Source organism: Micromonospora sp. BQ32, assembly GCF_059358895.1.
Map to the genome: position 1 here is coordinate 1 of NZ_JCADBI010000007.1, position 13,404 is coordinate 13,404.

Sequence of the window (13,404 nt, forward strand, 5' to 3'; positions counted from 1 at the left end):
CTCCTTCGGGGGTAGGACACCCCAACCGCAAGGGGGAAGACGGCGGGGTGTGAGCACCTCGTCCGGCGCTGCACAAAACAAGGGGAAAGTCTTCGGGGGATGACGCCTACGGTGACTCGGCGTCGGAGTCGGCGGCCTACGAGCAGGGGGCTCGTGGCGCCGGGTTCCACGTGTAACGGCCGGAGGGCCCGGATCATTCCATCGGCACCCTCGTCGAGGCGGCCCCTGCGGTCGGTCGTCGGGACTGCAACGACCGGGGGCCTTGGGTCATTCCGGGGCGGGCCCACCTGTCGGCACCCCGTAAAGGCGGCGCCTGGTCGGTCGTTCGTTCGGACTGTAACGACCGGGCGGAGGCTGGCATTCCAACCTGCGCGACCCCGGTTGCGGTTGCGGGTCGGCCGGTCGGTGGTGCTGCGATCGTCAGGGTGTGTAACGACCCCGGCCCGGCCAGGATTCCAGCCCACCGGTGCGCCCGGTCACCACCCGCCACCGGACAACCGCACACCAAACGCCGTTCCCAGGGCGATGAATCGCCCCTCGCTCGGGATGATCCACTCGGGTTCACGGAAGTCGGGGCATCCCGGACTCCCGGACATCCCGACTTCCTGAAACGCGAGTCGATCAAGACTCTGATCGCGGCACGACGTGGCGAGATCCCGCTTAATCGGACAAAAGTCCCGTCGAGCGTCCTGCCGGGCGTGGCGCCCGCGTGCCGTACGTGCGGTTGGGCGTGGTGCCGGGCATGTGGTTGGGCGGGTGGTCGGGTTTTGCCGTCGAGCGGCCGTATCGCCTAGGCGATGTGTGGTGCGGCAGGTGTGGGATGTGGGAGGGGTTGTCGCCGTTGGCCGACGGCGGGGCGAAATCTGAGCCGGTTGACCGCTGCCGCCGCTGGCCGCACTGACGGACGCCCTGCTCAGGGCCGGAAAATCGGTTGAGTTGACGGGTTGGTGCCGGCAGGCTGAGGTCTCCGCCACCCACGTCCCGGAGGACTTTCCATGCGCCTGCTCCGTGATCTGTGGGGCACCTCGACCCGTCGTATGACGGTCGTGGCCGTCCTGATCGTGCTGGGCGCCGCGGGGCAGGCGGGCGCGTCGGCGCTGGCCGGCGCGGTGCTGGTGCATCGTTCGGCTGGCTTCTTCGCCGTGCTGGCCGCGGCTCTGGTCGCCGTGGTCCTCAGTGACCTCGCGGTGAGTCTGCTGATGGCGGGTCTCACCGCCGACTGGTCCGCCGACGTGCGTCGCCGGCTCTGTCGGGTCGCTCTCGGGCAGGACCTGCCCACCTTGGAGACCACCCCGGTGGGCGAGTTGCTGGACCGGATCGACGGGGACGTCTACCAGGTGGCGTCGGCAATTCGTAACCAGGGCACCCGGCTCGCCCAGGGCCTCTGCGTGGGGCTGTTGTCGATGGTCGTGGCGCTGTTCGTCTGGTGGCCGGCGGGGATCGCGATGCTGCTGCTCACGGTGGTGCTCGCGGTCGGACTGCGCCGGCCCACGGCGCGGATCGGTCCGGCCCGGATGGCCGAGGAGGAGGCGTGGTCCGACCTGGCCGCCGTGATGGAGGAGGCGGTGCACGGCCAGGACGACGTCCGCACCAGTCTGGCTCGACCGTACGTGCTGCGGTTGTACGCCCGGCGGGCCGCTGCGGTGCTGTCCCGGGGCCGGGTGGTCTGGGTGTTGTCCGCCCGGGTGGCGACGGTGGCCACCGCGACGATCCGGGCTGGCATCGGGGTGGTGGTGCTCGGCGGGGCCTGGGCGTTGGCCACCGACCGGATCGACGCCGCCCGGCTCACCGCCATCTGGTTGCTCGCCCTGGCCTTCGGGGCGACCGCGGAACACGTCAGCCGGATGGTGCCGGAGATCCAGGAGGCGCTCGGCGCGTGGGCGCGGGTGCAGTTGCTCTACAAGGCCCGGCAGGAGCCGGTCGGCGGGGCCAGCCCGAGCGAGGGTGACCTGCGCATTCGGGACCTGACATTCGGGTACGAGGAGAGTGACCGGGGGGCCGCGCTGCGCGGGCTCAGCCTCACCTTCGCGCGCGGTCGCTCGTACGCGCTGATCGGACGGACCGGTTCGGGTAAGTCGACGCTGGCGAAGGTGCTCACCCGGGCGGTCGACGTGCCGCCGGGCACGGTCTTCCTCGGCGGTACCGACCTGTGCGACCTCGACGTCGAGCAGTTGCGCCGCTGGGTGGCGTTGGTGCCGCAGCGTACCGAGATCCTGGCGGGCACGCTCGCCGAGAACGTCGCGCTCTTCGACCCGGAGCTGCTCGACGCGGCGGCTCGGGCGCTCGACGAGCTGGGCCTGGCCGGTTGGATCGCCGAGCTGCCGGACGGGTTGGCGACCCGGCTGGGGGAGGGCGGGCACGTGCTCTCCGCCGGTCAGGAGCAGTTGGTGGCGTTCGCCCGGATCCTGGTCCGGGAACCGCACGTGGTGATTCTCGACGAGGCCACCGCGCGGCTGGACCCGGTCACCGAGGCGCGGGTGCAGCGGGCCACCGAACGACTGCTGCGCGACCGGATCGGCATCGTCATCGCGCACCGACTCTCCTCGGTGCGCCGCTGTGACGAGGTGGTCGTCCTGGCCGACGGTGCGGTGGTCGAGGCCGGTCCGCTGGAGACGTCGACGCGTTTCGCCGAACTCTTGGCGACCAGCCACGCCGCCGCCTACGCCACGGTGACGCCGGCCGGTCGCGCCGGCGTCGGCACCGACCTGCTGGTCGGCCCCGGCCCGGCCGAAGCCTGGCCGAGCGAGCCGGCACTGGCGCGGGGCGAGCCGGTCGCGTCGATCGAGCAGGGCGCTGCCTGGCCGAGCGAGCCGGCACCGACGCGGGCCGAGCCGAATGAGCAGGCCACGCGGGCGACACCGGTCGACAGTACGCAGGGCGCGGCCGGGCCGACCCGGGCCGACCCGCCGCCACTGCCGCCGGTGCCGCCGGCCCGGACGCTGCGGGAGATCTTCCGGCTCTGCACCAACGATCCCCGGTACGGGGCGGCCGCGATCGTGCTGTTCCTCGGGCTCAGCCTGCTCGGGTTGGACGGCCCGGTGCTGCCCTGGCTCTGGGCGGACCTGGTCGACGGGACGGGCAACCCGTACCTGCCGGCGGTGGGGATCGTCGCCGGGCTGCTGATCACCCTGCCGCTGCCGTTCTACACCCACGTCTGGTTCCCGCAGTGGTGGGTGCGGCAGATGCTGCGGATCGGCCTGCGGCTGGTGCACGGGCAGACCGGTCCGCGCCGGGTCAGCTCGCACACCCCCGCCGAGGTGGTGGCGCAGGGTGGGGACACCGAGCGGGTGGTCCAGCTCGCTGACAACGTGCTGGACCAGACCGTCGCGCTGGTGCTCGTGGTCGCCATGACGGCGGTCACCGGCAGCGTCGTACCGGGGCTGTTCTTCCTCGGCACGATGGTGGTCTCCGGGCTGGCCGCGACGATGTTCGGGCCGAAGTTGGAGCGTGCGGCCCGGGCGACGGTGGCGGCGCGAGCCGCCTTCGCCACGGCGCTGGTCTCCGCGCTCTCCGCGGCGCGGACGGTGAAGCTCGCCGGTGCGACCACGGCGGTGCTTCGTCACCTGGCGGGCCTGGACGTGCTGCGCAGCGACCGGCAGCGGCGGGAGATCTCGGTGCAGGTGTGGGCGCGCTCCACGCCGTCGATGGCCAGCGGACTGTTGCCGATCGGCGCCTGGGCGCTCTACCTGAACGGTTCGCTCTCCGCCGGGGCGGTGCTGGTGGCCGTCTCCACCCTGGGCGCGGCCCGCTGGTTCGCCTGGACGACGGCGTCGTTGATCTCGCAGCTGCCCTCGGCGCGGGTCTGGACCCGGCGCACCGCGGCGATGACCGGGGTGAGCGCGTACTCCGCGGGGGTGCCGGAGGTCGACCTGAGCGCCGGGACCGCGCCCGCGCCGACCATGCCGCCGCGGCATCCGCTGCGCCGGCTGGAGCTGCGCGGCTTCGGGGTGGTGCACTCGGACGGGACGGTGGCCGTCCGGGACGTGGACCTGACCGTGCAGCGGGGGCAGTTGGTGCTGGTCGTCGGGCCGGTGGGGTCGGGCAAGTCGTCGTTGCTGCGCGGGCTGGCCGGGATCGTGCACCACACCGGCGAGCTGGCCTGGAACGGTGACCCGGTCACCGAGCCGGAGTTGTTCCTGCGCCCCAACCAGGTCGGCTACGTCGGCCAGTTGCCCCGGGTGCTCTCCGGCACGGTGGCCGAGAACATCGCCCTCGGGCACCAGGTGGACGCGGCCGGGGCGGTCAGCACCGCCCAGCTCGACCATGACCTGGCCGCCGCCGGTGGTGGGCTGGGCCTGCTCATCGGGCACAAGGGCACCCGGCTCTCCGGCGGGCAGTTGCAGCGGTTGGCGTTGGCCCGGGCGTTGGCCCCGCGTACCGAACTGCTGGTCGCCGACGACGTGTCGTCGGCGCTGGACGTCACCACCGAGCTGGCGTTGTGGCAGGCGTTGCGCGGCCACGGGGTGACAGTGGTCGGCTCGACCGCGAAGCGCGCCGCATTGGTCCGGGCCGACCACGTGGTGGTGCTGATCGGCGGCACGGTGGCCGCCCAGGGCACCTGGCAGGACCTGGAGGGCGACTGGTCGCACCTGGCCGGTTGACCGACGGTCGGGCGGCCGCTCACGCGGCGGCCACCCGACCGGCCCGGGATCAGGCGGCGCGGGCGTACTGGGCGGGCCCGGAGTACGCGACGCCGAGCTTCGCGGCGGCCCGGCGCGGCCAGTACGGGTCGCGCAGCAGCTCACGGCCCAGCAGCACCAGGTCGGCCTCACCGCTGGCGACGATCTGCTCGGCGTGCTCGGGCTCCACGATCAGGCCCACCGCGCCGGTCGGCACGCCGGCCTCGCGGCGGATCTGGGCGGCCAGCGGCACCTGGTAGCCGGCGCCGAGTGGGATGCGCTGGTCCACGCTCACCCCACCGGAGGACGTGTCGACCAGGTCGACGCCGAGGCCGGCCAGCTCGCCGGCGAGCACCACGCTGTCCTCGATCGTCCAGCCGCCCTCGACCCAGTCGGTGGCGGAGATCCGGGTCAGCACCGGCACGTCCTCGCCGACCGCGGCGCGCACCGCGCGAGCCACCTCCAGGGTGAGTCGCATCCGGGCGGTCCGGTCGCCGCCGTAGGAGTCGGTGCGCTGGTTGGTCAGCGGCGAGAGGAACTCGTTGAGCAAGTAGCCGTGGGCGGCGTGGATCTCCACGGCGGCGAAGCCGGCGTCCAGCGCCCGTTCGGCGCCGGCCGCGAACGCCTCGACCACACCGGCGATGCCGGCCTCGTCGAGGCTGGTCGGCGTCCGGTAGTCGGCGGTGAACGGCTCCGAGCCGGGGGCGACGGGCGTCCAGCCGCCCTCGGCGTCCGGAACGCCACCGCGCTCCGGCGCCCACGGCCGGTAGGTGGATGCCTTGAAGCCGGCGTGCGCGAGCTGCACGGCCGGCACCGCGCCGTGGGCGGCGACGAAAGCGGTCACCGGCCGCCAGGCGTCGACGTGCGCACCCGACCAGAGGCCGGTGTCCTGCGGGCTGATCCGGCCCTCGGGGAGTACGGCGGTCGCCTCGGTCAGCACCAGGCCGGCGCCGCCGACCGCGCGACTGCCGAGGTGGATCAGGTGCCAGTCGGTGGGCAGGCCGTCGGGGCCGGCAGAGTACTGGCACATTGGTGCCATGGCGATCCGGTTGGGCAGGGTGACCGCGCGTAGGGCCAGGGGAGTGAACAGGGAACTCATGCGGTCATCCTCTCCGACACGGCGACGGGCCCCCGGGGAGAGGGGCCCGTCGCCGTACTGGTGAACCGATCAGGCAGGAACGGGGCTGAGCTCGGGCCGGGTGTCGGCGACCGGCTCCGGCTCGGTCAGGTCACGCCGGCCGGCGGACTCGTACGCGGCCCGGTCGAGAGTGCCCTCGCGGGCGGCGACCACGGTCGGCACCAGGGCCTGACCCGCGACGTTGGTGGCGGTGCGGATCATGTCCAGGATCGGGTCGATGGCCAGCAACAGGCCGGCGCCGGCCAGCGGCAGGCCCAGCGTGCTGAGGGTCAGGGTGAGCATCACGATCGCGCCGGTCAGGCCGGCGGTGGCCGCCGAGCCGACCACCGACACGAAGGCGATCAGCAGGTAGTCGCCGATGCCGAGGTGCACGCCGAACACCTGGGCCACGAAGATCGCGGCGAGGGCCGGGTAGATGGCGGCGCAGCCGTCCATCTTCGTGGTGGCGCCGAAGGGCACGGCGAACGAGGCGTACTCGCGGGGCACGCCGAGACGCTCGACGGAGCGCTGGGTCACCGGCATGGTGCCGACCGAGGAGCGGGACACGAAGGCCAGCTCGATGGCCGGCCAGGCGCCGGCGAAGAAGCGCAGCGGGTTGAGGCGGCCGGCGAGGATCAGCACCAGTGGGTAGACCACGAACAGCACGATGGCGCAGCCGACGTAGACGGCGGTGGTGAACTTCGCGAGGGGGGCCAGCAGGTCCCAGCCGTACGAGGCGACGGCGTTGCCGATCAGGCCGAGGGTGCCGATCGGGGCGAGCCGGATGACCCACCAGAGCGCCTTCTGGACGATCTCCAGCAGGGAGCGGTTCAGCGCCACGAACGGTTCGGCGGCCTCGCCGACCAGCAGGGCCGCGGCACCGATGACGACGGCGAGGAAGACGATCTGGAGGACGTTGCCCTCGACGAACGCGCCGACCGGGTTGGTGGGCACGATGCCGGTGAGGAAGTCGGTCCACGAGCCGGTCTTCTTCGGCGCCGCGGCGCCACCGAGGTCGAGGGTAACGCCCTTGCCCGGGTTGGTGAGCAGGCCGAGGCCGATGCCGATGCTCACCGCGATCAGCGCGGTGATGCCGAACCACATCAGGGTCTTGAGGGCGAGCCGGGCGGCGTTGGCGACGCCGCGCAGGCTGACCACGCTGACCACGATGGCGGTGAAGACCAGCGGCGGCACGGCCAGCTTGAGCAGTTGGACGAAGAGGCTACCGACGGTGTGCAGGGTGTTGGTCAGCCAGCTCAGGTCGTTGGTGCGGGCCAGGAAGCCCAGCGCGACGCCGAGCACGAGGCCGAGCAGGATCTGCACGGAGAAGGGAATTTTGCGCAGGCTGAAGGGCATGGGGAGATATCCAATTGTCCGGTCCGATCGGGGCAGGCGTGGGAACGCGGCTAGCCCGGACAGATGCCACTGGCCTGCAGTCGGAGATCGACATGCAGGCGGACAGTGAGGCCCCAGACGTTGGTCATCGCTCGCCGACGATACGCCGATTCCCGCTCATCGGAAGGACTGGACGGCGTGAGGCTGCTTACGGAGGGCCAGGGCGGTGGCGGTGCTCAGGCCCCAGAGCACCGCGAGGGCGAGGATCAGCCGTTCCAGCACCCCCACCACCGGGCCCCGGCCGACGACGAGCATCGCCAACCCCACCGTGGCGCAGAGCGGCAGCGCCAGCGCGGCGGCCCCGCCGGCCAGCCGACGCACCGTCGGGCCGGCCGGCCCGGAGACGGCCAGCGTGATCATGGAAAAGACCACCGCCGCGGTCGCCGCGATGCTCGCGCCGCCGTGCACCAGGTCCGCCGTCGTCGCGCGCTCGAACGGCGGCAGCGGGCAGCCGCCGGAGCAGGTCACCGCCCCGGACACGGCGGTGAACACGGCCCCGGTGGCGAGCAGCACCGGGGCCGCCGCCCACACCCCCGGGGGCAGCGCCGCGCCGATCAGCAGCAACGCGCCGGCAAGGGCCAGGATCCCGAACCGGTACGTTCCGGCGTGGGCGCTGCCGGCGATGCCCGCCTCACTGACGTACCCCGTGAACCCGGGACCGGGACCGGCGGCCACAGCGAGCGTCACCGCCACCGCGCCGGCCAGGGTGCAGCCGGCCGCGGCGGACCCGGCGACCCGGCGGGCGACGTCGCCGCGGGCCCTCGGCACGGTCGGGGCGGCCGGGCGACCCGGCTCAGCCACGCCCGTGCGGCCTGCGCCAGCCGGACTCGTCCGGCCCGAGTGGCACGATGCCACTGGGATTGATCTCCCGGTGCGTGCCGTAGTAGTGCCGCTTGATGTGGTCGAAGTCCACCGTCTCGCCGAAACCCGGCGTCTGGAACAGGTCCCGGGCGTACGCCCAGAGCACCGGCATCTCGGTCAGCTTGTTGCGGTTGCACTTGAAGTGCCCGTGGTACGCGGCGTCGAAGCGGACCAGGGTCGTGAACAGCCGCACGTCCGCCTCGGTGATCGCGTCGCCCATCAGGTAGCGCTGCCCGGTCAGCCGCTCGGAGAGCGCGTCCAGCCGGGCGAAGAGCGCCCGGAACGCCTCGTCGTACGCCTGCTGGGAGGTGGCGAACCCGCACCGGTAGACGCCGTTGTTCACGTCGGTGTGGATCTCGGCCATCAGCGCGTCCAGCTCGGGGCGTAGCTCGACCGGGTACAGATCCGGCGCGTCGGGTCGGTGCAACCGCCGCCACTGCGTGGAGAAGTCGAGGGTGAGCTGCGGATAGTCGTTGGTGACCACCCGGCCGGTCAGGGTGTCGACCAGCGCCGGCACGGTCACCCGGCCGGTGTAGTCCGGGTCGGTGGCCAGGTACGCCTCGGAGAGGAAGCTCACGCCGAGGACCGGGTCGAAGCCGTCCGGGTCGAGGGCGAACGCCCAGCCCCGCTCGTCCCGGATCGGGTCGACCGTGCCCAGCGAGATCGCGTCGTCCAGCCCGAGCAGGCCCCGCACGATCCTCGCCCGATGCGCCCACGGGCAGGCGCGGCACCAGATCAGCCGGTAGCGGCCGGCCTCCAACGGCCAGCGGTCCTGCTCGTCCGGGCCGCCACCGGGTGGCGAGGTCGAGTCGGCGGTGACCCGACCGGTGAACCGGTTCGGCTGACGGACGAACGCGCCGCCGCCGCTGGTCTCTGCGCTGAACTGGGCCCGGGCCATGCCGTCAACCTATCCGCTGCCGGCGCGGATATCCTGGCGGCCGGCAGCCCTCGCGACCCGGTGGGCGTGCCCCACCCCCGCCGTCTGCACCCCCTAAGGACTCGCGATGACCGTGGCATACCTGGTGGCCGGTGTCCGCACCCCGATCGGCCGGTACGCGGGCGCGCTGGCCGGCGTCCGCCCCGACGACCTGGCCGCGCACGTGATCCGTGAGCTGGTCGCCCGCCACCCGTCGGTGGACTGGGCCCGGGTCGACGACGTCGTGCTCGGCTGCGCCAACCAGGCCGGCGAGGACAACCGCAACGTGGCCCGGATGGCGGCGCTGCTGGCCGGCCTGCCCGAGGAGGTGCCGGGCAGCACCGTCAACCGGCTCTGCGGCTCCGGCCTGGACGCGCTCGCCACCGCCGCCCGGTCCATCGTCGCCGGGGACGCGGAGCTGGTGATCGCCGGTGGGGTGGAGAGCATGAGCCGGGCGCCGTTCGTCATGCCGAAGGCGACGTCGGCGTACTCCCGCTCGGCCGAGGTGTACGACACCACCCTGGGCTGGCGGTTGGTGAACCCGTTGATGCGTGACGGGTGGGGGGTCGACTCGATGCCGGAGACCGCCGAGAACGTGGCCGCCGAGTACGGCGTCAGCCGGGCCGAGCAGGACGCCTTCGCGTACCGCTCGCAGCAGCGTGCGGCCAAGGCGCAGGCCGACGGCCGGTTCGCCGAGGAGATCGTGGCGGTGTCCGTGCCGGCCGGTCGGCGGGAGACCCGGCTGGTCGAGGTCGACGAACACCCCCGGGAGACCACGCTTGCGAAGCTGGCCGCGCTGCCCACCCCGTTCCGCGACGGCGGCACGGTGACCGCCGGCAACTCCTCGGGCGTCAACGACGGCGCGGTCGCGCTGCTGGTCGCCAGCGAGGCGGCGGTTGCCCGGTACGGTCTGACCCCGCTGGCCCGGATCGTCGGCGCGGCGGCGGCCGGTGTGCCGCCCCGGATCATGGGGATCGGCCCGGTGCCGGCCACCCGCAAGCTGCTCGACCGCGTCGGCGTCGAGCTGAGCGCGGTGGACGTGGTGGAGCTGAACGAGGCGTTCGCCGCGCAGTCCGTGGCGGTGCTGCGCGAGCTAGGCCTGCCCGTGGACGCCGACCACGTCAACCCGAACGGTGGGGCCATCGCGCTGGGGCACCCGCTCGGCGCCAGTGGCGCACGGCTCGCGCTGACCGCCGCCCTGGAACTGCGCCGTCGCGGCGGCCGTCGGGCACTGGCCACCATGTGCATCGGCGTTGGTCAAGGCATCTCGCTGTTGCTGGAGTCAGCCGCCTAGAGTGGTCCACACCACACGACCCGCGGGTCGACCGGTGCTCGCGCGTGCTTGCGGCACGCCCATCCGCCGGTGCCGTCCCGCGCCGCGGCGATGAACTGGGGAGCACACTGATGCCGGACGGACTGCCGACCGAGATCGATCTGACCAGGCCGAGCGCGGCCCGGGTGTACGACTACTTTCTGGGTGGGGCGCACAACTTCGAGATCGACCGGCAGTTGGCCGAGCAGATCGCCAGCATGACCCCGAATCTCGCCGCCACCATGCGCTCCGGCCGGGAGTTCCTCCGCCGGGCCGTCCGGGTGTTGCTCGACGCCGGCATCGACCAGTTCCTCGACATCGGCTCCGGAATTCCCACCGTCGGCAACGTGCACGAGGTGGCGCAGGGGGTCAACCCCAAGGCCCGGGTGGTGTACGTCGACATCGACCCGGTGGCCGTCGCGCACAGCCGGGAGCTGCTGGCCGGCAACGAGCTGACCGGGGTCATCCACGCCGACCTGCGTGAGCCGGAGCGGATCCTCGCCGAGACCCGACAGCTCGGCCTGATCGACTTCAGTCGACCGATGGGCATCCTGTTGGCCGGGGTGGTGCACTTCATCCCGGACGCCGACCGGCCCGAGGCGATCCTGGCCACCCTGCGGGACGCCGCCGCGCCGGGCAGCTTCCTGGTCGTCTCGCACTCCACCTTCGAGGACCAGCCGCAGGAGATGCTGGACGCCCAGCGCCTCTCCGCCCGCACCGCCACCGAGATCACCCTGCGGTCCCGCGCGCAGGTCACCGGCTTCTTCGGCGACTGGACCGTCCTGGAGCCGGGCGTGGTGCACATGCCGCTCTGGCGTCCCGACTCACCGTCCGACGTGGACGAGCACCCGGAGCGGTTCGGCGCCTTCGGGGGCGTCGCCCGGTACGACCAGCCCGCCGGCTGATCCCGTGGCCGCCGTCCCGGACCCCGCCGGGGTCGCCGCCGGCCGGGCCGACCCCCGGGGGTACGCCGCCGACTGGGCCCGCGCGGTGCGCCGCCTCGGTTTCGTGCCGCTCAGCGTGGCCGAGACCGAGCGGCTGCTGCTGGCGCACACGATCCGGCTGGCCCAGGCGGTACGGGCGGAGCCGTTCAGCACCGGCCCGGCCGAGGAGGTCGGGCGGGCCCTGGTGGAGGCGCACCTCACCGAGCCGCAGGCCCTGGAGTGGACGCTGCACGCGCTCGGTGCGGCCTTCGGGCGGCGGGTCCTGGGCGACGGTGACCGCCCGGCGGACCTCGCCGAGCGGATCGCGGCGACGCAGGGCGGGCTGGCCGCCGGATTCGCCCGCGCGCTGCGCGACCGCACCTTCAGGCAGCAGGAGCGGATCGCCCGGTCGGCCTGGCAGGCGCGCGACGAGGTCGAGCAGGCGCTGCGTGAGAGCGAGGCGCGGTTCCGGGCGGTGTTCACCGGCGCCGCGATCGGGATCGGGATCGCCGGCGTGGACGGCCGGATCATCGACGTCAACCAGGCGTTCGCCGACATGCTCGGCTACTCGATCGAGGAGTTGCGCGAGATCAACGTGGCGGCGCTGTTCCACGCCGACGACGCCGCCGGGATGTGGGAGCTCTACCAGGAGCTGATCGAGGGCAAGCACGACGCGGCCCGGGTGGAGAAGCGCTACCACCGCAAGGACGGCAGCGTGGTCTGGACGGACCTGGCCGTCTCACTGATCCGACACGAGGGCCGGCCCCGATTCACCGTCGCGATGATCGAGGACATCACCGAACGGTACGAACTTCAGCAGCGGCTGCGCTTCCAGGCGCTGCACGACCCGCTGACCGGGCTGCCCAACCGGACGCTGTTCTTCGAGACGTTGGGGCGGGTGCTCGACACCGCGAGCGTCGGGCAGCGGGTCGGGGTGTGCTTCCTCGACCTGGACGGCTTCAAGGCGATCAACGACAGCCTCGGCCACGACCTCGGTGACCGGCTGCTGGTGATGATCGGCCGGAGGTTGGCCGCGTGCGTGGCCGACCACGGCCACCTGGTCGCCCGGATGGGGGGCGACGAGTTCGTGATCCTCGTCGACGGAGGGGACGACGCTGACGACGCGATCGCCGTCGCGGAGGCCGCGCTGGCCGCCGTCGCGGCCCCGGTCCACGTCGGTGAGCACCAGTTGGCCGTCTCGGCCAGTGTGGGCATCGTGCAGTGCCCTGCCGCGGAGACCACCGCGTCGGAGCTGATGAAGGCCGCGGACACCACGCTCTACTGGGCCAAGGCGGCGGGCCGGGGTCGGTGGGCGGTCTACGACCCGGAGCGCGGCGCCCGGGACATCGCCCGCTCGGCGCTGGTCGCCGGATTGCCCGCCGCACTGGACCGGGGCGAGTTCGTGCTGCACTACCAGCCGATCGTGTCGCTGCTGGAGGGCACCATGCTCGCGGTGGAGGCGCTGGTCCGTTGGGAGCACCCGGAACTGGGCCTGATCGGGCCGGACCGGTTCATCGGCCTGGCCGAGGAGACCGGCTTGATCGTCCGGCTCGGCGAGTGGGTACTGCGGCAGGCCTGCGCGGACGCCGAACGGTGGTGGCGGGAGTTCCCGGACGCCAGGTTGGTGGTCAGCGTCAACCTGGCGGCTCGGCAGGCCGACGAACCGGCCATCGTGGACACGGTCGCCAACGCGTTGCAGACCAGCGGGCTGCCCGCGGAGCTGCTTCAACTGGAGCTGACCGAGAGCGCCGTGATGGGCAGCGCCGGTGAGCCCCTGCGCAGCCTGCACCGGCTCGCCGCGCTCGGCGTCCGGCTGGCCGTGGACGACTTCGGCACCGGGTACTCCAACCTGGCGTACCTGCGCCGGTTGCCGATCCACTGTCTGAAGCTCGCCGGGCCGTTCGTCGAGGGCATCCGCGCGGACGGTACCGACGTGGCCGCCGACCACCGCGACGAAAGGATCGTCGACGCGTTGGTCCGGTTGGCGCACGCCCTGGAGTTGTGGGTCACGGCCGAGGCGGTCGAGACCGCCGTGCAGGCGGAACGGCTGCGGGCGCTGCGCTGCGACACCGGGCAGGGTCGATACTTCGGTGCGCCGGCCCCGGCCGACGCGATCACCGCCCGGCTGCGCGGCGGCGGAGTGCCGTCGTGAGCGAGCGCAGCGGGCGAACCAACAGGCACAGCGGCGTGGCGCGAAGCGACGGCACGCGGCGGAGCGGAGTGCCGGCGTGAGCGGGGGGCCGGTCCGGTCCGGCTGGTGG

8 protein-coding genes are annotated in these 13,404 nt (G+C 73.1%); 4 read left to right on the forward strand and 4 right to left on the reverse strand.

Annotated features, from left to right (window positions below; genetic code table 11):
• Nucleotides 1–995 precede the first annotated feature (995 nt).
• A complete protein-coding gene (locus AC5L30_RS15435; protein WP_494867972.1) occupies nucleotides 996–4,601 on the forward strand; it encodes an ATP-binding cassette domain-containing protein in 3,606 nt (1,201 codons plus the stop codon).
• A gap of 49 nt (nucleotides 4,602–4,650) precedes the next feature.
• Here the strand turns inward: AC5L30_RS15435 and AC5L30_RS15440 are convergent, their stop codons facing one another.
• The 4 genes from AC5L30_RS15440 to AC5L30_RS15455 all read right to left on the reverse strand — a co-directional run bounded on the left by AC5L30_RS15440 (nucleotide 4,651) and on the right by AC5L30_RS15455 (nucleotide 8,890).
• The gene (locus AC5L30_RS15440; RefSeq protein WP_494867974.1) at nucleotides 4,651–5,718 is read right to left on the reverse strand and encodes an NADH:flavin oxidoreductase/NADH oxidase; all 1,068 of its coding nucleotides are present in this window, start codon (nucleotides 5,716–5,718) and stop codon (nucleotides 4,651–4,653) included.
• 69 nt (nucleotides 5,719–5,787) lie between these two features.
• On the reverse strand, nucleotides 5,788–7,080 hold the full coding sequence (locus AC5L30_RS15445) for a dicarboxylate/amino acid:cation symporter (protein ID WP_494868278.1): 1,293 nt from the start codon (nucleotides 7,078–7,080) through the stop codon (nucleotides 5,788–5,790).
• A gap of 168 nt (nucleotides 7,081–7,248) precedes the next feature.
• The gene (locus tag AC5L30_RS15450; protein ID WP_494867975.1) at nucleotides 7,249–7,932 is read right to left on the reverse strand and encodes a DUF998 domain-containing protein; all 684 of its coding nucleotides are present in this window, start codon (nucleotides 7,930–7,932) and stop codon (nucleotides 7,249–7,251) included.
• Nucleotides 7,925–8,890, reverse strand: a complete 966-nt coding sequence (locus AC5L30_RS15455; protein ID WP_494867977.1) for a glutathione S-transferase family protein — start codon at nucleotides 8,888–8,890, stop codon at nucleotides 7,925–7,927. Before AC5L30_RS15455 ends, AC5L30_RS15450 begins: the two co-directional genes overlap by 8 nt.
• A 106-nt stretch (nucleotides 8,891–8,996) precedes the next feature.
• Between AC5L30_RS15455 and pcaF the strand changes: the two genes are divergently transcribed.
• The 3 genes from pcaF to AC5L30_RS15470 all read left to right on the forward strand — a co-directional run bounded on the left by pcaF (nucleotide 8,997) and on the right by AC5L30_RS15470 (nucleotide 13,295).
• Entirely contained in the window at nucleotides 8,997–10,202 is a 1,206-nt protein-coding gene (gene pcaF, locus AC5L30_RS15460) for a 3-oxoadipyl-CoA thiolase (RefSeq protein ID WP_494867979.1), read from the forward strand.
• Nucleotides 10,203–10,312: 110 nt separating this feature from the next.
• Entirely contained in the window at nucleotides 10,313–11,125 is an 813-nt protein-coding gene (locus AC5L30_RS15465) for an SAM-dependent methyltransferase (RefSeq protein ID WP_494867980.1), read from the forward strand.
• Between the two features lie 4 nt (nucleotides 11,126–11,129).
• Nucleotides 11,130–13,295, forward strand: coding sequence for a putative bifunctional diguanylate cyclase/phosphodiesterase (locus tag AC5L30_RS15470; protein WP_494867982.1), 2,166 nt, complete (start codon nucleotides 11,130–11,132; stop codon nucleotides 13,293–13,295).
• The last annotated feature ends 109 nt before the right edge of the window (nucleotides 13,296–13,404 follow it).